This window comes from Bacteroides sp. 3_2_5 (assembly GCF_000159855.2).
Classification (GTDB): domain Bacteria; phylum Bacteroidota; class Bacteroidia; order Bacteroidales; family Bacteroidaceae; genus Bacteroides; species Bacteroides fragilis.
On sequence record NZ_JH636046.1, the window covers coordinates 264657 to 286946 of the forward strand.

Genomic DNA, 22290 nt, shown 5'->3' on the forward strand with positions numbered 1-22290 from the left:
GTTTTCCGAAAAAGAAGTAAGCATTTCCTTCAAAAGACGGTTACATTTTCTAAAAACGCTTACTTCTTTGCACTGACATCTCCATACGTTTTGAAAACTACGTTTACTGCTCCGGAAAACACGACTTATTCCGGCTCTTCATGCTCTAACCGGTTGCTCTCCGAATCACCTACCGGAGTATCAAAAAGACTAAAATTTCCCTCCCTGAAGAGCACCGGGAATATTTACTTCCAGATCGCTTTCTTTCTGACGGAAAATAAAAGCCGGACAAAACAAAACGATAAACCGGGAAACGAAATAGAGACGTTTTTCCGGCCCCGCCTGTCCCGAGAGTCGAAAAAAAGAAAACTGGGAGGTTTCATTTGACATATTGCCAAAAAGACAAACGATACTTCCGCCAATATCTGTCGAAGCGTCCCAAAAATCCCCTTCACATTCAAATATTTGCCTCCTAATTACTTCTGAATGTGAAAAAAAAACTATATTTGCAGCCTTGTATGCGACAGAAATCAATTAAAATGTAATCATAATAAATTAAAAGTAAAATGCAAAACAAAGGATTTGTAAAGGTTTTTGCGGTATTACTCACGCTGGTATGCGTGTTCTACCTCTCTTTCTCCTTCGTGACTCGCCATTATACCAATAAGGCAAAAGAGTTTGCGAAAGGCGACGTGAAGGTAGAGCAGGATTACCTCGACTCTCTCTCCAACGAGAAAGTATGGTTGGGTAACTATACGCTGAAACAGTGTCGTGAAATGGAAATCAGTTTAGGTCTGGACCTTAAGGGAGGTATGAACGTTATCCTCGAAGTGTCTGTACCCGATGTTATCAAAGCATTGGCTGACAACAAGCCCGACGAAGCTTTCAACAAAGCACTGGCCGAAGCTGCCAAACAGGCAACCACCAGCCAGGACGACGTGATCACACTGTTTATTAAAGAGTATCACAAAGTTGCACCGGGTGCCAAACTCTCTGAACTCTTCGCGACACAACAGCTCAAAGACAAAGTAAACCAGAAATCATCAGACGCCGAAGTTGAAAAGGTGCTGAGAGAAGAAGTAAAAGCTGCCGTAACGAACTCATACAACGTGCTTCGTACACGTATCGACCGCTTTGGTGTGGTTCAGCCCAACATCCAGAGCCTCGAAGACAAAATGGGACGTATCATGGTGGAACTTCCGGGTATCAAAGAACCCGAACGTGTAAGAAAGCTGCTTCAGGGATCGGCTAACCTCGAATTCTGGGAAACATACAACGCCAAGGAAGTAGCTCCTTACTTGCAGGCTGCCGACTCTAAACTCCGCGCAGTCCTGGCACACGAAGCTACCGTCAACGATACAGTTGCCGCAGTAGATTCAACCGCCTTGGCTGCAGCAGAAGCTACTCCCGATAAAGCAGTCAGCGCTGCCGACAGCCTTGCTGCCGCACTGAAAGGCGGAGAAAAGAAACAGCAGGCTTCTTCTGCCGATCTGGAACAACTGAAGAAAGAGCATCCGCTACTGGCTATCCTGAGTGTAAATCCGAACGGAGGCCCTGTGGTAGGTTATGCAAACTATAAAGATACAGCGACTGTCAATTCATACCTCGCTATGAAAGAAGTGGCTGCCGAGTTGCCGAAAGATCTTCGCCTGAAATGGGGTGTTTCTCCGTTCGAATACGATCCGAAAGGACAGACTTTTGAATTGTATGCCATCAAATCAACCGAACGTAACGGTAAAGCACCGCTCGAAGGTGACGTTGTAACCGATGCTAAAGACGACTATGACCAATACGGCAAACCGTCTGTAAGCATGTCGATGAACTCTGACGGCGCACGTCGCTGGGCATTGCTGACCAAGCAGAACATCAATAAGTCCATCGCCATCGTATTGGATAATTATGTATATTCCGCTCCGAACGTAAGTAACGAGATTACAGGTGGTAACTCACAGATCACCGGCCACTTTACTCCGGAACAGGCAAAGGACTTGGCTAACGTATTGAAGTCCGGTAAGATGCCGGCTCCTGCACACATCGTTCAGGAAGACATCGTCGGTCCGTCACTGGGTCAGGAATCTATCAATGCAGGTATCTTCTCATTCGTTGTCGCTCTGATCCTGTTGATGATCTATATGTGCTCTATGTACGGATTCATCCCGGGTATGATTGCCAACGGCGCTTTGGTACTGAACTTCTTCTTCACACTGGGTATCCTTTCATCTTTCCAGGCTGCGCTGACCATGTCAGGTATTGCCGGTATGGTGTTGTCACTCGGTATGGCGGTGGATGCGAACGTGTTGATCTACGAACGTACCAAAGAAGAGCTTCGTAGCGGCAAAGGCGTGAAGAAAGCATTGGCGGACGGTTACTCAAATGCCTTCTCTGCTATCTTCGACTCCAACTTGACTTCTATCATCACCGGTATCATCCTGTTCTATTTCGGTACAGGTCCGATCCGTGGTTTCGCCACGACTCTGATCATCGGTATCCTCTGTTCATTCTTTACAGCCGTGTTCATGACCCGTCTGGTTTACGAACACTTCATGAGCAAAGACAAACTGCTGAATCTGACATTTACTTCACCTATCTCTAAGAAGATGCTGGTAAATACACACTTCGACTTTATGGGTGGCAACAAGAAATGGCTGACTATCACAGGCGTGATTTTGCTGATCTGTATCGGTTCGCTGGTAACCCGCGGTTTGAGCCAGAGTATCGACTTCACCGGTGGACGTAACTTCAAGGTTCAGTTCGAAAATCCGATCGAACCGGAACAGGTACGTGAGCTGATCTCTAACAAGTTCGGTGATGCCAACGTAAGCGTTATCTCTATCGGTACCGATAAGAAGACTGTACGTATCAGTACCAACTACCGTATTCAGGACGAAGGTAACAATGTAGACTCTGAAATCGAATCTTACCTGTACGAAGCATTGAAACCGATGCTGACTCAGAACATCACACTGGCTACATTCATCGACCGCGATAACCATACGGGCGGCAGTATCATCAGTTCACAGAAAGTAGGTCCGAGTATCGCTGACGATATCAAGACTTCAGCCATCTGGTCGGTTGTATTCGCTCTGGTTGCTATCGGTCTTTATATCCTGATCCGCTTCCGTAACATCGCTTACAGTGCGGGTTCTGTAGCAGCACTGACCAGTGATACACTGATGATCTTAGGTGCTTACTCACTGTGCTGGGGCTGGATGCCGTTCTCTCTGGAGATCGACCAGACTTTCATCGGCGCTATCCTGACTGCTATCGGTTACTCAATCAACGATAAGGTGGTAATCTTCGACCGTGTGCGTGAATTCTTCGGCCTGTATCCGAAACGCAACGTAAAACAGTTGTTTGATGACTCTCTGAACACAACTCTGGCACGTACCATCAACACCTCTTTGAGTACATTGATCGTGTTGCTGTGTATCTTCATCCTGGGTGGTGACTCTATCCGCAGCTTCGCCTTCGCAATGATCCTGGGTGTTGTCATCGGTACACTGTCATCTCTGTTCGTTGCTTCTCCGATTGCATATATGATGCTGAAAAACAAAAAAGGTTCGGCACCTGCAACTACTACAGAAGAATAAAGCCTAATATATAAGGTATAAAAAAGCCTCCTCCGCGTAATTGCGGAGGAGGCTTTTTATTTTCTGACAGACCTTCCCTTCACAGAGACACGATCGAATGAAAAAGAAATAAAGGGGCGTGAATACAGGTGCAGTTTACTCAATCTTCCTCATGGTCATTTGACCAAGGTGATCACATCGCATACAAAAAGTAAGTGCATTCTTGCCCCGCCGGGAAGAATGCACTTGCACACAAACAAAACAAACAATAAGCCGATCTGTCACAGATGGGCATTGGCCTTAATTAGAACTTTCACAATCTCACCGGGAGGTATCCTGATGCTTCTTCTCAAGATTCATCTTTGCACCCGGTTTGAATCTCACCGTCTTTTTTCCCGGAATAGTCATTATCTCTCCCGTAGACAGATTATAACCTTTACGGGCTTTGCGCTCTTTTACTTCAAAGGTTCCGAAACCTACCAATGTGACGGATTCTCCCTGATGTAGCGCCTCGGCAATAGCCTCCATCACACCTTCCACCACAATGGCAATCTGCTCTTTCTTTAAATTGCTTTTAACAGCAATACTTCTAATTAAATCAATCTTCTTCATGTTTAGCTTTTTATCAATTATTAAATAAACGTTTCAAAAACTACTGTCTCACACATCGAATCTGGAAGCCGGCTGCAGAATGATATACAACACCTTCTTCTATCACCTTCTCCGATGAAACTTTACTTCCTCTACCCATATACTGCTTACCAAAATCATCGATAATCGTAAAGTAATCACTCAACCAATAATATCCGACGCCTGATTCACGGAGTTGACCGTCAGCAACACTACGCATTCCTGAAGCCGGAAGAAATTTACCATTGTTAAAGTTCCAGCCATTAGCCCAACTGCCAACTTTATTTTCCGGTGTAAATCCATACTGCATATACTCCCGTCCTTTAGGCAGTCTCCACGTTCTATTATCAGGTAGTTCCCCTTTGGAGATCTGCGTACTTACATACTTCTGTGAATACCCAATCAAGCGGCACGGGTCCCCGCCGCCATTTCTGAGGTTAGCATAAGTATGCAACTCCTCCGACGCGAAAGCCATCCAATTGGAAGACCATGTACGCCCGGTGCTTACCGGATCAAACCAGGTAACGGGACTTCCCGTATTGCTCCATGCAACGACTCCGCGACTTTGAAAGAACGCTCCGGTCTCTTCTTTACTGTCCGTAAATACCAATGTGGCATTATCGGTTCCACGACCTGAATTAGATACGGTTACATTGAATTCCATAGCTTGAGCATATTTCCATACTGCATAGACATCTGTATCCTGACCGGGTAGCGGTGTGTAACTTGAACCTAAACCATAGAACTGCCCATTAATCATCCAACCGGTAAAGAAGAAATCCTCATTGCTGCATTTGAGCCTGGGAACTGCCAGAGTCACGTTCTGTCCAGGCATCACATATTCATCCTCAGGTAGCATATCACCAGCATGACCGGTTCCTGAAGGCAAGTTCAGATGATACTTGATCTTAAATCTTTTTGTCCATTCGGCAGATACCTGCATGTTACTTAGAACGGGTATATTGGCCCCCAAAATGTAATGCACACCTCCGACGCTCCAGCCGGTATGTATCCACGCCGGATCACTGCATACCAAACGGGTAGCGGATAAAGTCACCATCTTGCCCGGAGCTATCTTCTGTAAAGCGGGTAAAGGAGTTACGGAAGTGGTCCCTACCGGAGCATTTGCCAGATAGCTTACTTCATAAAGCAGCCACTTAGCAGTTATGGTCATATCCCCATTGACAATGACCGATGTTCCCGGTGCCTTCTCTTGTCCACCTACCAGCCACGCCTGATGTACCTGCAAAGGATCACTGCTATGCAGTTGAACCGGCAACATCACGCTACTTCCCGGCGCCACAATTTCAGAACGCGGATAGCCGGGTACTGTTCCGGACGGTGGCTGCGGTGAGTAAGTTACTTGATAATACCGCGTCCATTCGGGATATATTTTAAGGTCATTTGTCACGATCGTATTTCCGCCAAAAGCGCCTGCCGTCCATGCAGTGTGTTTCCACCTCGGATCACTGCAAACCTGTAAACCTTGGGCTTCCGTTGCTAAAGTAACCGATGAATTCTGGGCTACTTTCACAGGAGACGGCAAAGTACCGGTGACAGTAACACCGGCAGGGGCACCCGCAGGCGCCTTTGCCAGATACTCAACCCAGCAGTCACGTGACCATACGGCAAAAGCCTTTCTGGAACCGGATGCATGCATCACATAGTTTGCGCCCAATCCATGATAAACTCCATCGATGCTCCATCCGGTATGCACATAACCTGGATTACTACATACCAACTGGTTCGTCGAAAGTTTGATACTCGTACCTCCGGCAGCAACATAGACTCCCGGAACCGTTCCGGACACTAAAGCCGTACCTGCAGGAAGATTAGAGTCATACTCTAGAGAAGCACCTTGGCTAAAAGTCGCATGAAAACTGCCAACACTAGTGTTTATAGTAGTATTTTCTCCCAATCCAAGATTATTGCCCCAGCCGGTATGAGTCACAGACGGATCACTGAAAGTCAAAGGGGTAGAGGGCAGCGCAAAAGGTTTGCGTTGCTCCACAAAATGATTGGCCGGCAGTTCCGAGGTTAATGTTGCTCCTCCCGGCGGAGAAGCATAATAAGCGACAGTAGCTAATTCCGGCCAATCGGTAGACGTATTATCTACGACACAACGAACCGGAAGAGCCACGTCCAAAGCAGTTGCCTGTATTGCAGCATCCCCTCCCTGAAACCACAGCGAAGCAGGTTGCCATCCGATACTGCCGGAAATGACAGAAGAACTCCAGTAGTGTCCGGAGACACCCGGTTGCTCGATAAAGGTTCCATCTTCTTTGCGTGAACCCGATGCCGGAAAGTAAAATCGATCCTTTATCAATCTCCCGTGAACAACTTCACCAGTACCGTCTGTCGCAAGTCCCCCTATCGGTAACCAAGATCCTTCAGTTCTATATATACTGTTCAAGACAGCTTCCAAACGTACTTTCACAGGCATCTTCCATTTCTTTCCCGGAGGAGCCCATCCGCGCTGCGTAAGATAACGGCAGATATCACCAATACGATTACCCGGATTATGAATATGTGTCAATACATTCTCCAGATCTGCTCCGGGAGCTAAAGAGGCGGGATTAAACTTAGGAATGTTCGGAGACTGATTGGTTTTCCATACAGGATTCACTTCTGCTGCATCGAGCTGACGCACATCAGTTGCGCTGCTTCCTCCTTGCAGTGCAATTAAGGAACCATACAGAAAATACACTCCCTGTTTTTGGTTTCGGGCAGCAGGAACATACGACGGAACATCATCGAACGTCAATCTGCCTTGTGCCGCGTCCCAATAAATATTAGATGCGGCAGGGAGATCGTTATACACCCGATTCTCTATAACAACGACGGATTCTCCCGCAAGGCCCGACAATTTAGCACTTTGTGGGCCCGCAGCCTCCTCGACAAAGAAGTAAACAGGGACAGAAGGAGAAGTAACGGAAGAGATGACCTCGCTATCCCGGTCCGGAGATGCGGGAGATATTGCCAGTCCAGACTTAGACGTACTTTCAAGAATACGGATCTGGTTGAAATCTCCCAACAAGAGTCCTTGAGAACCTGAAGCATAATTACCGGAAACACCCATACCGGCAGCTTTCAGCTTTATTTCCCTACGCAATCCTCCAACCTGAACATCAAGGGTCGTTTCTCCCTGCGCCCCCTTGGCAAAATCCAACTTAATGGCAGTCGAGTCTGCGGAGATCGAAGTAGTTTTAAGAGTCACACCGGCTATCCCGGACGACATGCTTACCACTCCCGGAGTAACCGTACTTCCCGGACGGCTGTACGCATTGGTCCCTATCACACATACCGTAACATCCTTCTGTTCTTCATCCGTATAAAGCACATAAGAAGAATTCGTCAGCCCCAAATAATAAACACCATTACCTGTTATTTCATGCGAATCGTCTACCACCGTAACATTGCAAAGAATTCCGCTACTACCCGAAGGAGCAGCAATCGCCTCATCCATCGTAGAATAGCCTCCTCCTTCCACACGTACCAAATTTAGCGTATAAAGATAGTTTCTTTTAAATGCCAGCTTTTCTCCTTTACTGTTTTTCAGACTCGCGCGATAATAACGAACCGGTCCGTTATCAAACTTACCGGCAAGAATAACATCCGAACGGTCAGCCGGGCCACCTGCCGTTTCATATACATAAACAGGATAGTCTTCACTTCCCATACCTGCGGTTATATGCCCGGCAAATCCTGTTGAAGAGGCTATAATCGGATTGTCCAACCGGGAAGCACTACCCGATTTATGACCATAATCGGTAAATTGAGCCGTAATAGGTAAAGTTTCATTCACATTTCCATATTCAAAAGCAAGTGCTCCTTGTACCGGTACGTTAATAACAGATACTCCAGTCAAAATAAAACCATCGGAAGCATGTGCACCGGAAGCATCTACGTATAATTTAGATACGATCCGTTTTAGGCGAAGAGGGGTACCGACAGTTCCTACAGTAGTACCTGTGATAATCTGTGGCAATGGACAATAGGCCGACATCGGGATCTTCTTCCCTGTAAAAGGAACTGTCGCTTGCGGAATTGCTAATGCAGAATTACCCGCCACAGGAGAATCCGACGGATCGCCATACAGAAGAAGATTGGTAACTGCATCGGATAAAGTTGTCGTAGTCGTAAGACTTCCCAACTTCACCTGTATCAATTCATCTGCATTTGAAATCAACAGCAAAACCACTGAAGAATTGCAGGCACTTAATTGTGCATAAAGCTCTCCGGCCGAGGTCATATTGGCTTGTACGGCTTCCAAGAAAGTCGCATCTTTATCATTCCCCAGAAAAACCAACACCCAGGGAGGTCCCATAATAGTTTCATCGGCCGCTGTCCCCGAACGTGTGGCAGGAGATTCATAATCGCTTCCTTTATGAAGAGAAAGAAATACGTTCACTTTACCTTCAGGAGCCTCCGGAAGCAAGGGTGAACCTGTTACCGGAGAATCATCTGAACAGGATACCGGCAGAAAAGCCAATATCCCACACATAAGTATCCCAAGAAAGGATTTAATATTTTTATTCAAACACATTGTATCTTACTATTTTAAGTGACAGATTTTCCATTACTATTGGCGGATGCAACGAATGGCAGTTTCAGCAGTGCTAGCATACGGTCTTATAGCAATTCTCGAGCCTAACCTTATAAACCCTCCCCATGCATATATACTTGGCAAATGTGGAATACTAATTTCAGCGGTGGGATATGTAATATCCTTTGTACCATACTTCGCATTATATGGAAAGAAAGTATTATTTAAAATAGAGTAAACTCTTCCTTGTGAACTATCTTGAAATGGATGTAATAGAGCAGCCAGTTCGTTGGCAGTAGGTAATCGCCATGTCCCATTGTCCGGCAATATTCCGGCGGCTAATTTTGCATTTATTTCATTTAGAGGAATACCTACTAAACGACATATATCACCCACCCCCCGTTTTAATCCACTTACACTATGTATCACACGTCCTCTATCATAATCTGCTACGGTGGGTGATGCTATACTCACTCCATTCACAGTAAATCCAGGTAAAGTAACAGAATTGCACCTCAATATATCCCAGAGAAATAAGGTTCCTGTTTCACCTTCAGATGCAAAAATGAGAGTTGCATCAATTGCACCAGAATTAGAAAGTTTCAGATTAGTTGATGCAAATGAACTCTCAGGTACATTTGCCCAACAGGGTTCTACTTTAATATCGCTGAAAACAGGCATTTCGTCCCCCCAATTATAACGAATACCATTCACCAAAAGTCCGACAGCTATCTTAACCGGTGAAGACATAACCGCTACCTGAACATTTGGTAAAGAATAACGTTCCCCTGGCTTCACGAAGTGAATATTATTGGGAAACGAAGGAAAAGCCGAATAAAAAGCAGCTCCGGGATATGGAGGGGTACAAACATACTCTATTTTACAAAATTTAGTCCATTCAGGTATAATCTCCACTTCAGTGCTTCCTACCCCATCAGCACCGGCCACATATGAATCACCAAAATCAAAATGCCGTCCATTTACAAGCCATCCGGAATGAAAATACTTTGTTACCACTTTATTCCCTTCACGTACTTCGTAATCATTGAATTTTGTAGACAGCGCTGGCAATACTATCGTTTCCCCCTCGTTCAACAATGCCGGTGGCGAAACAGTATACAAGTGACTTTCTTGATTCAGAGGATCGGTATTCGAATAAACAACACGATAAACTTTTGAATAATTATTCTCAGAATCAACAACGCAACGAATGACTCCAACCGTCGATGAAGTATTCCAATCTTGCACAGAAGTGCTTAGATATTCAAAGTAAAGTCCCCGGGCTGAAGCACTGATTGCAGCGGAAGCAGACCAATATCTCCCTCTAAACCCATTATCATTAGCTGGAAGATAATAGCGGTTATTTGTACGAATTCCATTGCCAATAACAGTGCTACCCTCACTCGAACTGCCAGAAATATAACCCCAACCCGGAGTAGAAGCAGTAGTTTCCCGAACCCCATCGCCCAAAAGCTTCAGTTCATCTAAAGTAGGCATCCGCCACTTCTTATTTCCGGGTCCCCATTCTCTTTGCGTTATAAAGCGACAGATATCACCTTTCAGATTTTTAGGATCATGTAATCCCTTCTGAAGAATCAGATTCTCATCATCTCCCCCAACAACAGAAAATGCAGAGATCCAGACCGGAGTAGAAATATAACCCCATTTTCTATCACTCTTACGTGTGGCCAGAAAATTATATCCGGTGTTATACCCTTGTAAAGAACCCCAATAAAAAGACGCCCCCTGAAATTTCTCATGTTCCGCTCTGCATCCCGGTGCAGGAGTATCATCAAAAGTAAACTTCTCGAGAACCCTATCAAAATAGATATTAGAACCAGCAAACTCCACTCCTTCCACAGCGATTGTATGCGCAAATCCTCCTGCCATCAATAGCAAAGTGTCCGCAAGAGAAACTTTGTTCCGTTTTATGGTAAGAGTTCCCATGCCTGTTCCTGTATCCTGGTCATAGCTGTAATTGATCTTAGTCCGTATCATATCAAATTTAGAACTCACAGGATCACCTGTAGAATTATAAGTATATAGTACAGGAGATAGGCTGACAGATACAGGAGGCAAGTTTTTGGTTGTAAACGTAACAACACTCTCAGAAGCATACGAATAACCGACATTGACCCGTGAGAAAACGATCTTTGCTCCGGGAATCGTATCATAAGCAGCCGTATTCTGCCATGGTTCTACACTTACATTTACATCGACATTCAGCGGATTCACGGTCAGCATATATCGATAGTAAGTGTTACGCCCAAGTGAGTAGTCAGCCGGAATATCCGTACTCTTTCCCAATAATATTTGCCATGTTTCTGACGCTCCATTACGTTCAGCCTCTATTTCCATAAAAGAAGCACGCCCCTTCCCTGCCGTATTATCCCAAATGTACTCCGGCAAGATAAAGCTATTCTTTCCCTGTACAACAGATGTATACGGATATCCTGAGGGAACATCTTTCTCTCCGGCGATAGAAACAGGTGTAGAAAACGAACGCGTATCAGTAACCGTAAGCCCGCCGGAAAGCGGATAAGCAGAGGGGGAAAGAAAAGAGAACGAAGGTAACTGTTTAACAGTGACCTGCCTGATCTTTATATCTTCATCCGTATTTTTTCGTATCTCCAGACTCGCCTTTGAAGCAATGCGCTCCAACTCAACCGAGAACGCTGAATTCCAGGTTAATCCTTCATCCACACTGACTTCCCCTGTGACCGGAGTTGAAGAGGCTGCATTTCTTATCCGGATATCCAGATGCTTGCATACCACAAACTCTGCCGTATCTATAGGTAGAGTAACCGGTACACTTTTAATTTCTGATAAAGATGGCTCTCCGGTTAATGCGGAATTCATGCCCGTCGTTTCATTACCGATCACAAACAAATCGTAATCACCCGGACGAAGATAGAGTTTAAACACTCCCCCTGTATGCTCTAAACCGGATGATGAAGGATCACTTAAATCGGCACGGCGATTCATTTCCACCTTTCCACTGTTTTTCGCCACAGCAATTACACGCAAGCGCTTCAGAGTCACTCCGGATTCACTTCCTCCTAAAGTGACATTACGAGTCATAAGTTCTACTTCTACCGGATTGTCTCCCGAAGTATATCTTCCTATTTTATCTTCCAGTTCACAAGAGATAAAAGACAGCAGCAAAAAGAATATATATATTCCTTTTACACATCTCATATACTTTTTCTTTAATAAGCTCATTTTATGCAATCAATTTAGATTCAGTTCATTAATAGTATACTCCGCCCTCTACTTTTAAAACTTTATACACTCTCAAAAGAAGGTGTTTTGTGCCGGCCTACGCCTACCTTGTCCTGACAAAGTAGCTTCATCCCGACGACAAAACAACCTTCCAACACGAGAGAGGCACGAATTCACTCTAAAAAACAAATTCTATTTACCCATAAAAACATTCGTAGCCACTCCGTTTGAATTCTCACTTTCCTTGTCAGACCTCCGGAGTAGTACTGACAGTTTCCCAGCCATTTACCCGCAAAGAGATAATGACTCCGTCTTTAGAAAGCACCAATTCAATCAGATAGGTATCCTCTCTATCCAAATCCTCCTGAGTATGGTATGCGGGAGAGGACATAATAGCATTGATCAAATCTTTTGTAAATCCCGGAATAACATCTGTTCCATCGGGATTCAGCAATTTAAGGAACAGATGCCCGTCAGTATACAGGCGCAATACATCAAACTGGAAAACACGGGTATCATCCGCTTGAGATGCGCTATAATAAGGAACATATATAATCGTACCGGCATCGGCCGGCGTAACATTTTCTGAGTTAAAGCGTCCGTTATCAGAGGTGATACGGGCTGATGAACCATCAGCGATTCCCTTCACACGGACTTCTATCTTATTCGTGTTTTTCATTAAGTCTACTACACCTGTCCCACCGTTATCAGCTGTGATCTCCACGGAGTCCAGGCGCCCAAAGAACAACTCACCAAGTGAGTATTCCAAATTTTCTTTCTGCTCAAAATACGCTTTTACACGAAAATCCGAAAGAGTGGTAATCCCCGGAGAGACAGCCGGGCTAAACTGTTGAGGAATACCTGTCTTAAAAATGCCAATCTCGTAATCACCAACCTTACCTCCCAAGCATAAAAGGGTCCATTTCCCCTCAGGAAGGTCAATAGGCATCCGGTAGCCATTCTTCAAATGTGCTCCTTTGTCCCGAAACATTTTGCGATAAATGCCGAGGGAGTCGAACGCATACACATCTATATGGTGGACAGCTTCTCCAAAACGATCGCCTTCACCCGTATGCAAAAGATAACGTGGCTGTAACATAAACATCCGTGAACATTTACTCAAGTCCTCGTAAACACAACTGCTAAATAAGGCTGTATAGAGAGCCAGTCCTAAAATGAGTGAAATAAGTAGAAAAAACGAAGTGCTGTTTTTCTTCCCGACAAATATCATATATCAACTAATATAAAATAAGAAACATTCAAATTGTATCCGGTGCGGGGTATTTCCCGCACCGGAAAAAGACAGAGTAAAGTTAAACTTCAGGCTTAACCTGAACTACAGTCCACTGACCTATGCTTACAGTAAGATCTACAGAAACAGTTTCCGGATCGGGGTCCGGAGTTACAGGAGGAACCGGAACATCCATAATATCCTTGATATCGGCAAGGTTAATAAAGTATACCTTACCGGCTTCAAAGTCTGTAATATAGTTAGTAGCTGTATTATCCTTTAAAGCAACCACATTAAGCCAGCCGGTTTCCGGACCTGAGCCACCAACTTTCTTATCAAACTCAACTTCCATGATAACATGGATCGATTTCTTCATAACATCTTCCTTTGTGGTAGGAGAAGAAAGATCTTGCTGAGGGAAGAAGTTATATCCATCGGCTTGTCCACCCGCAATCTGAGCCACTCCAGTTCCTACACCTGCTCCTAAATCAGTATTAAACATTTTCTCAAACTGACCGGATGGAGCATAATCCGTACCCCAGGCAGCCGACACAATTCTGGTCAATGAAGAAGCACCTCTGGTAAGCTTAACATTATTAATGTAAATCCCCTTTATCTTTAAATCATTCAGATGTGTCCAGGGGCCGGCCAGACTACCCTTTACTTCCACACGCGCCATATCAGGGTTTATTGTCGGAGTGCAAGTTGCATTTCCACCACTTCCTGGATTTATCGTTGCTCCTCCAAACAAACGCACTTTACTTGATGTAGCTGATCCTTGACGAGTGTTTACATTATCAGTTTCAGTACTATTATCACCATTAGCCTCTACCTCAATCCACTGTGCCGCACCAGAAACTGTAATAGTGGACATTGAACCAGCTGTAATGTTTTCACTAATTGTATTGGTAATTGCACCACCTTGTGAAACACGTGCGATAATTTTTACAGGTCCATTAATAGTCACTTTATTCCCCGTAGTAGTCTCAGGATCAATAGCTCTACTCGAAGCTCCGCCGAACTCTGGCAGCTTCACAGTTAAAGCTACCGTCTTAGGAGTACTCTCCGTAATTTTTTCATCGTTGCTACATGCAGCGAACGTCATGGTTGCAGCCATTAAGGCCAGAATCGATTTTGTAATTCTCATTTTAATAAAAATTTAAATTCAACAATAAATAAAGAATCATTAAACTTCTTATAGTATTAAGGTATAAGTATAGTGTACTTTACTCTTCAGAAGCTATTCGCTCCAGCTCCTCCTTCAGGCCCATAAATCTGGGAAGAAGTGCTGTAATATCAGAGTCCATTTCTGTACGGTATACATATTTAGTATCTTTACGGCATGCCTCCAACAGAAGTTCTGCTGCCGCTTGGTAGTCTTCCAAGCGCACATTCACAATCGCTCGGAGATATTCAACCGCAGCTGTTTGAGGCAGTTGCTTTAACAAATCTTCCGACTTTGCATGATAGCCCAAACAAGTCAAGGCAACAGCTGTATTGTAGTCCGGATATTTCTCCAGGATACCCAAAGCTCTCTGATATTCACGATTGGACAGGGCCTCAAGTCCTTGGGCATACTCCTCACGCTCAGGAGTAAGATGGTTCACACTGTCACCCGCTATATCAAAACGACGCGCCAGAGTAGCATCAGCCAAGTCGGCAACAGACGCAATTACGAATGTCAATGTATCCGCCGGAGGAAGACTCCATACGCTATGGTCCGTAGCGAGCACGTTTCCCCGAAGAGTTATATGTAATTTCTTCATTCCCTCACGTACCGGGATGCGATACATATACAGATAGGAGAAGTCTTCCGAAGGATCAGCTGTTTGATTGACCATTGCACTGTCAGCATAAGGGAAGCGGATAATACGGTCACGAATCAAATCCTGATGATCCCGGTTATATTCATTCTCTGCAATCGCTTTTCGGAAGTAGCGATGGGAAGCGATCTCAATAGAATCCCGGCGAGTGAAACTGTAGTTACGAATATCCTCAAGACGCCCACCGGACAGATAAAGTTCCTGAAAGCGGGAAGGAACATCTTTAACTGTCATTGCACGAGGAAAACGATAAGCCGGCCAAAAATCCGTACGGCGATCGTATTTTTTCTGGTACGAAGCACGTATACCAACCGTATCATAACCGGCGATAAATTTTTCCACGCTGCGTTCCAAGACATTACGCTGCATACGTTGCTTCAAAGTATTACGGTTTCCCTCTGCTTTCGTACTGATCCATCCATGACGCTTATCCATAAGTGTCTTCCACTTCAGATAAGCCAGACGTCTACGTCGCTCTGCTTCATAGACCTTCCAGAAAAGCCTCTGCCGTGCAAAAATATCTTTGCGGATACCTTCACGATCCACAAAAGCACTGTCATATTTACTCTCCGGTATAATACCCTTTAGGAAATCATCGTATGCTTTATACTGGCTTTCCTGTGTACGGATAAATTCTTTTCCCCGCAGAATAACAGGAGACAGCAAAACAGAAGAGTCTTTTTCTATCAGTTCCGGGTACATTGTCAACTTCCAGCAACTGTCCAATAGGACTTTAGGAGCTTTTACATAAAACATCAGGGTGACCTCGCCATTACGTTCCAAGATTCGCTCTATACTTTTACGCTGAGCAACAATATCAATGCGATCCATATCAATTGATTTCCAGATATCTTCTTCAAGAGAATCAACCGAAGAAACGGGATTGTCAACAACCACACTATCCCGGAAACCGACAGTTTCGGAGACTGCAAAAACGCTATCCGCAGAAGAAGTATTCGGCAGCTCGACAGTAGCTCCGCCAGCCTGCATAAACAAACGCATAGTCAAAGGAGATTTTGAACCGCATGAATATACCAGCACACAGAGACAGAGCACCCCTAACATTTTATAGATACGATACCCTATCGATATAGTGACGAACTTTTTTTGATGTATCATCTTACAACAGAATAAGAAATGAGATTAATAGAATTAGAATAAATAGACTATATTCACTGCCAACTTGGTCGGAATCAGACGTGCTCCCTTAAAAGTAGCCACTTTCTGCCCGCATGCCTTACAAACATATTTATCATAATGGGTCCACAAGACCCCAAGACCTGCCTCAAACTCTAAATTCCAATGAGGAGAAAGAGGACGATTGTACCCCAAAGAAAGTCCGCCTCCAAAACCGTAGCCTTCGTAACGATATTTATCGCCAAAAACTCCACCGACATTATACATGGTGCTCACTCCGTGAATTCCAAGAAAATAAGAACGCCCATAAGATTCACGGATCCAATAACGCACTCCGGGAGAAGCAGACAAATTGCGAAGTCTCGCATCTCCAAAAGAGAAGGGATTATATTGAAGAGGAAAGTGGAAGGTCCAACGATGGGAAAACTTCAGCCCGAACTCAAGATTCATATTGGTAGTACCCCAACCCAAAACATTAGTTTGCAAAGAATAAACCTGCCCACGAGCTGTTTCGACCCCTAAAAACGTAGAAGAAACAACCAACAGAAAGAGAAACACAGATCGCTTAAACGCCATAACTATTATTCAACTTGTTTTGCTTAAAAAAAACATTAGACTTATCGGATACATAAAATCCGCAATATCTTATACTCCTCCACCGAACCACATCAAGATTCAATTGTTACGGTTACAAAAACCATAGAACATCTATTTTAATCTTCTTACACAGATCAAGTTCATCTATCTCAATAGGATAGATAGTGATAGAAAGTACTCCTGATTATCAGCGTTATATACATAATATTGTTTCAGCAAATGTTTTTCTATGCGATAGGCACATGTCGATTTTAAATAGATCGCTGTATAATAATATATTATATCAAAATCCGGCGAAACATATTATGAAACATTTTAATAAAAACATAAATATATCAAGCTATAATTTACAAAACTAAAAATGAAACTACATTACAAAAAAGAGCACATCTCATGCACCAATTATAAAAGTGAATCGTATGAGGGATTCGGGATTGGAACGCTTACAAGCGGCAGTAACTTCAATAGTCAGACCTTATCTGTTAAAACTAATTTCCTGATCTTCATTCTTGAAGGTGAAGTGGAGATTATTCCCAAAGAAGGCAAAATAAAAAGGGTAATAGCCCAGGAATTCTTTTTCATCTCGGCATTATCCACTTACGAGATACAGGTACGAGTCCCCGGACGCTACATTTATATGAGCTTCCTATACAATGACATTAAACTATGTGAGAAACACATGTTAGAGAGCTATCTAAAAGAAGTGAGAGAAGCATCTGAAGAGGTCGGAATACTATCGGTACGCCACCCGCTGAACTTATTTCTGGAATTAATGGATGCCTACCTGAGAGCCGGAGTCAACTGTAAGCATTTGCACTCCATTAAGGAGAAAGAACTCTTTATTATTTTGAGAACAAGCTATAGCAAACAGGAAATAGTAAATTTATTTCATGAAATCATAGGAACGAATATGAGCTTCAAAGCTGCTGTTTTACTGCATGTTGATCGCGTGAACAATCGTGAGGAATTAGCACAGGCAATGGGAATGAGTATTACCGATCTTGCCAGAAAGTTCAAGGTAGAATTTGGCGAATCAGTATATTCATGGTTGCTGAAACAAAAAAACAAGAAAATTATTTATCGGTTGGCGCAACCCGGAGCCAGTGTAAAAGAGATTGTGTATGAATTCGGCTTCTCTTCAGCGGCCAGTTTCAATAAATACTGCAAAAAGAATTTCGGTAATTCCCCAAGAGAGTTGGTCAGGCAGCTCAAAGACAAGCATATTGATAATCAGAATCTTAAAATATAATCTCGGAAAAGGTGAAGTAAATGGTTGCTTTGGATAAGTGATTCTTTTTGCAGGTGCATTATCTTTGCCCTGTCAAACAAGAATCACTAAAGTAGAGTTTTGTAGTTGAAAGAGCAGAAAGCATGTTTTGTCAGGGTTTTACCCTCGTTATCTATCCTATTGAGATAGATGGAACAGCAGAGGTCCCAAACGGGACAAATCATTTAAAATACCTGCTTACACACGATATACCTTTTCAAAAAGCAATCAGATATGCCTTCCTATGGAGGCTACGACTTGCTCGTTAATCTTATCAATGACCTCACTATTAAAAGACTGAAGATAAATCTGGGTCGTTGCCTCAGAAGTATGCCCAAGCCCTTCGCTGATAGATGCGATAGAAAATCCCTCCTCTTTGGCAATAGTCGCCCAGCTATGGCGGGCAACATAGGTAGTCAGTACAAGAGGCAGGTGCAATCGCCTGCCCAACCGTTTGAGTAGGCGGTTAACATTACCCAATGCATAACGATACTGCATATAAGACGTACGGTCCGAAAAAGACGTTATATACGGCAATACATACGGATAAGAACTCCGATACTTCTCAATCAGAGCTACGAGAGGAGGAATCACACGGACTTGCATGCGTTGCCCCGTTTTATTACGCTCATAATAAATGATTCCATTAATTATCGAGTCATGTTTAAGAAAGACAATATCGACAAAAGGCATACCACGGGCATAGAAACTAAACATAAAAAGATCCCGGGCACGATCCAATAAAGGTTCGGAGGAAAGATCAACAGATACTATACGGGCAATATCATGCTTACACAACGCACGCTTCGCAGTCTCCTGAGTTTGAAGCTTAAGCTCCCGGAAGGGAGACTCACACCCCATATTTATCCCCTGCTTTTGGGCTTTGTTATAGACAGCGCGGAGATTGCGAATATACATATTCACAGTATTTTCAGAGATACCGCGCATACGTAGAAAATGAATATAATCCGTAAGAAAACAATAAGTCAACTCGCGAAACGTAATCTTCTGACCACGCAAAAAACGTCGTAAAGAGTACAATCCGCTAAGGTACAGGCCGGCAGTACCAGAACGCCCCTCCTGCCGAAGCCTCTCTATCTCACGCACAATAAAAGCATCGACATAACGCAAATTGCGCTCCATACGATACTTATCCATCAACTGAGATAAGCTGAACCCCGGCATATTCTGTTGAAGAAAAGCAAAAATCTTCAGCAATCGTTCACGCTCCTGAGAAATGGCATCATTGATAAGTCCCAGATCCTTGCGCTTAAGATTACCGGTTGATGAATAGACAACACGCTCACGATCTGCAGAGAAATTAGAAGTATGAATCTTCCACCCAAGAGAATACTCACTTTTACGCCTGTGATAAACCACACGGATAATCAGAGGATAAATCTCACAATCATTTCTACGATGGGTATTCAACAACACCCTGATACTTAACTTTCCAATTTTCTTCTCCAAAATAAATTATTATTTATAGATTCATTATATTAAATATAAAATGCAAAAATAGAAATTCTCAACGTCCCTATAACAAATAAAAAAGAAAATAGATGAATTAGAATTATAGATAAGAACTGAATTAACATAAAATGAATAAATAGCATATCATAATCGGGTATCGAATCTAAGGAATGATATGTATCATCCTTATTATCATTTGAAAAGTTGAGAAATCTCCAAACTGAGAATACCCTTGTATTGTAGAACACGACACACATCAATATAAATCGGCTATACATATATAATAAGGTATAAATCACATCCAGTCCGTCATCACAAAAAGGAAAGTGGATCCAAACAAAAAACGCAGTTAATCGCTATTGATTAACTGCGTTTCTATCATTGTAGCCCCGAGGAGAATCGAACCCCTATCTAATGTTTAGGAAACATCTATTCTATCCGTTGAACTACAGGGCCATGATAGATATCGGCTGCAAAGATAGCGTATTCTCCTGATTTGGCAAACCCGAAAGAACAGATTTATAAAAGAAGAAGAAGCAAACACATTCATTTAATCCATAAGATAGAAGAGAGATAGTAGAATAGGGTAAGAGACGCCAAAAGTGAAAGAAAATTCAAATAAAATACAGACAGATATCTATCTATTAAACGAATTAGAAAGCAATAAGTCAAAAAACGATCTAAACAGAGATATCAAACTGTTGTAGTCAGAGCCCATATCTGAACAAAATGTAGACAATTTGCTTACTCCAGAGAACAAAATTGCAATAAAACAGCTCTCTTTTAACAAAGCCCCACAGATAAATCAGAAAAGATTTTGTTAAGTCACTTAACTTTGCGAACTTTGCCTGCCACATATACAGGAAAGTGACAAACAAAAAAGACACGCTGGTGGTTAATATTCAAAGAACACACTAACACCGGTTCATGTTAATCCTAAATTTAAATATATAAATAGAATTATGGCAGACGAAATGATGGTTAAAGAATTGGAAGAAGTGGTTGTCCGCTTCTCCGGCGATTCCGGCGACGGTATGCAGTTGGCCGGCAACATCTTCTCGAACGTGTCGGCTACGGTTGGAAATGACATCTGTACATTTCCCGATTATCCGGCAGATATCCGTGCTCCGCAAGGGTCACTGACGGGCGTATCAGGTTTTCAGGTACACGTCGGTGCAAGTAAGATATTCACTCCGGGTGATCATTGCCACGTATTGGTAGCTATGAATCCCGCCGCACTGAAAACACAAATTAAATTCTGCAAACCGCAGGGGCTGGTCATCACAGATTCCGACTCTTTCGGAGAAAAAGACTTGGAAAAAGCACAGTTCAAGACAGGCAATCCTTTCGAAGAAATGGGAATCACACAGCAAGTGCTTGAAGTCCCCATCTCGTCGATGTGTAAAGAAAGCCTCAAAGATTCAGGGCTGGACAACAAAGCCATGTTGCGTTGCAAAAACATGTTCGCTCTCGGTTTAGTATGCTGGTTATTCAACCGCAACCTGTCTGCTGCCGAAAAAATGCTGAACGAGAAATTCGCAAAAAAACCGGAAATTGCCGCTGCCAACATCAAAGTGCTAAATGACGGCTACAACTATGGAGCCAACACACATGCCTCTACTTCCACTTACAAGATTGAAAGTAAAACGCCGAAAGCCGCAGGACTCTATACCGATATTAATGGTAACAAAGCCACTTCATACGGTTTGATCGCCGCTGCCGAAAAAGCGGGATTGGAACTTTATCTGGGATCTTACCCCATCACTCCGGCTACCGATATCCTGCACGAGCTCGCCAAACATAAATCGCTGGGCGTGAAAACCGTTCAATGTGAAGATGAAATCGCCGGATGCGCTTCGGCTGTAGGTGCAGCATTTGCAGGCGATCTGGCTGTAACGACTACTTCAGGACCGGGTGTCTGCCTGAAAAGTGAAGCCATGAACCTGGCTGTCATTGCCGAATTACCACTGGTTGTGGTCAACGTACAGCGTGGAGGCCCTTCTACCGGTATGCCGACCAAGTCGGAACAAACAGACCTGTTGCAAGCCCTTTATGGACGTAACGGTGAAAGTCCGATGCCTGTCATTGCAGCTACTTCACCCACCAACTGTTTTGATGCTGCTTATATGGCTGCTAAAATAGCTCTTGAACACATGACTCCGGTAGTACTGCTGACCGATGCCTTTATCGCAAACGGTTCTGCCGCATGGAAACTACCCAACATGGATGAGTACCCGGCTATAAATCCGCCGTATGTAACACCGGATATGATTGGTACATGGACCCCGTTCCAACGTAACGAAAAGACCGGCGTACGCTATTGGGCCGTTCCCGGGACCGAAGGATTCATGCATCGTATAGGTGGGCTCGAGAAGAGCAGTGAAACAGGCGTTATTTCCACAGAACCGGAAAATCACCAGAAAATGACACTTCTGCGTCAGGCCAAAGTCGACAAGATAGCCGACAGTATTCCTGAACAGGAAGTACAAGGCGATGCTGATGCCGACCTGCTGGTAGTAGGCTGGGGTGGTACTTACGGCCATCTTTATTCGGCTGTAGAGCATATGCGCAAAAATGGAAAGAAAGTGGCACTCGCTCACTTCCAGTACATCAACCCGCTGCCTAAGAACACAGCCGAAATACTGAAAAAGTATAAAAAGATTGTAGTAGCCGAACAGAACTTGGGACAATTCGCAGGATATCTGCGCATGAAAGTACCCGGACTGAATATCAGCCAGTTCAACCAGGTAAAAGGCCAGCCGTTCGTTACGAGAGAACTTGTAGAAGCATTCACTAAATTATTGGAGGAATAAGAG

Annotated in this window: 11 protein-coding genes and 1 tRNA gene; 3 read left to right on the forward strand and 9 right to left on the reverse strand. The window is 43.8% G+C overall.

Annotated elements, in window-relative coordinates; genetic code table 11:
- Nucleotides 1-545 precede the first annotated feature (545 nt).
- Nucleotides 546-3569, forward strand: a complete 3024-nt coding sequence (secDF, locus tag BSHG_RS00980; protein ID WP_005791181.1) for a protein translocase subunit SecDF — start codon at nt 546-548, stop codon at nt 3567-3569.
- Between the two features lie 300 nt (nt 3570-3869).
- Here the strand turns inward: secDF and BSHG_RS00975 are convergent, their stop codons facing one another.
- The 7 genes from BSHG_RS00975 to BSHG_RS00945 form a co-directional block, all read right to left on the reverse strand.
- Nucleotides 3870-4178 (reverse strand): HU family DNA-binding protein, encoded by a 309-nt coding sequence (locus BSHG_RS00975; protein ID WP_288209724.1) that lies wholly within the window; start codon nt 4176-4178, stop codon nt 3870-3872.
- A gap of 22 nt (nt 4179-4200) precedes the next feature.
- Entirely contained in the window at nt 4201-8724 is a 4524-nt protein-coding gene (locus tag BSHG_RS00970; protein WP_008661586.1) for a hypothetical protein, read from the reverse strand.
- A gap of 36 nt (nt 8725-8760) precedes the next feature.
- Entirely contained in the window at nt 8761-11922 is a 3162-nt protein-coding gene (locus BSHG_RS00965; protein ID WP_008661587.1) for a hypothetical protein, read from the reverse strand.
- Nucleotides 11923-12193: 271 nt separating this feature from the next.
- Nucleotides 12194-13177 (reverse strand): FimB/Mfa2 family fimbrial subunit, encoded by a 984-nt coding sequence (locus BSHG_RS00960; protein WP_008661588.1) that lies wholly within the window; start codon nt 13175-13177, stop codon nt 12194-12196.
- Between the two features lie 82 nt (nt 13178-13259).
- A complete protein-coding gene (locus BSHG_RS00955; protein ID WP_008661589.1) occupies nt 13260-14324 on the reverse strand; it encodes a hypothetical protein in 1065 nt (354 codons plus the stop codon).
- Nucleotides 14325-14403: 79 nt separating this feature from the next.
- A complete protein-coding gene (locus tag BSHG_RS00950; RefSeq protein ID WP_008661590.1) occupies nt 14404-16119 on the reverse strand; it encodes a hypothetical protein in 1716 nt (571 codons plus the stop codon).
- A 33-nt stretch (nt 16120-16152) separates the two neighbouring features.
- A complete protein-coding gene (locus BSHG_RS00945; protein WP_008661591.1) occupies nt 16153-16713 on the reverse strand; it encodes a DUF3575 domain-containing protein in 561 nt (186 codons plus the stop codon).
- A gap of 382 nt (nt 16714-17095) precedes the next feature.
- Here BSHG_RS00945 and BSHG_RS00940 point away from each other — a divergent pair, with 382 nt between their 5' ends.
- On the forward strand, nt 17096-17983 hold the full coding sequence (locus BSHG_RS00940) for a helix-turn-helix domain-containing protein (RefSeq protein WP_005791978.1): 888 nt from the start codon (nt 17096-17098) through the stop codon (nt 17981-17983).
- A gap of 246 nt (nt 17984-18229) precedes the next feature.
- Here BSHG_RS00940 and BSHG_RS00935 read toward each other — a convergent pair whose 3' ends face one another.
- Together BSHG_RS00935 and BSHG_RS00930 are read right to left on the reverse strand one after the other, a co-directional pair.
- Nucleotides 18230-19471 (reverse strand): site-specific integrase, encoded by a 1242-nt coding sequence (locus BSHG_RS00935; RefSeq protein WP_008661594.1) that lies wholly within the window; start codon nt 19469-19471, stop codon nt 18230-18232.
- A gap of 387 nt (nt 19472-19858) precedes the next feature.
- Nucleotides 19859-19930, reverse strand: a tRNA-Arg gene (locus BSHG_RS00930).
- 506 nt (nt 19931-20436) lie between these two features.
- On the opposite strand from BSHG_RS00930, the gene BSHG_RS00925 reads away from it, so the two are divergent.
- Complete coding sequence (locus BSHG_RS00925; RefSeq protein WP_005791976.1) at nt 20437-22287, forward strand: 2-oxoacid:acceptor oxidoreductase subunit alpha; 1851 nt, start codon at nt 20437-20439, stop codon at nt 22285-22287.
- Nucleotides 22288-22290: the final 3 nt, after the last annotated feature.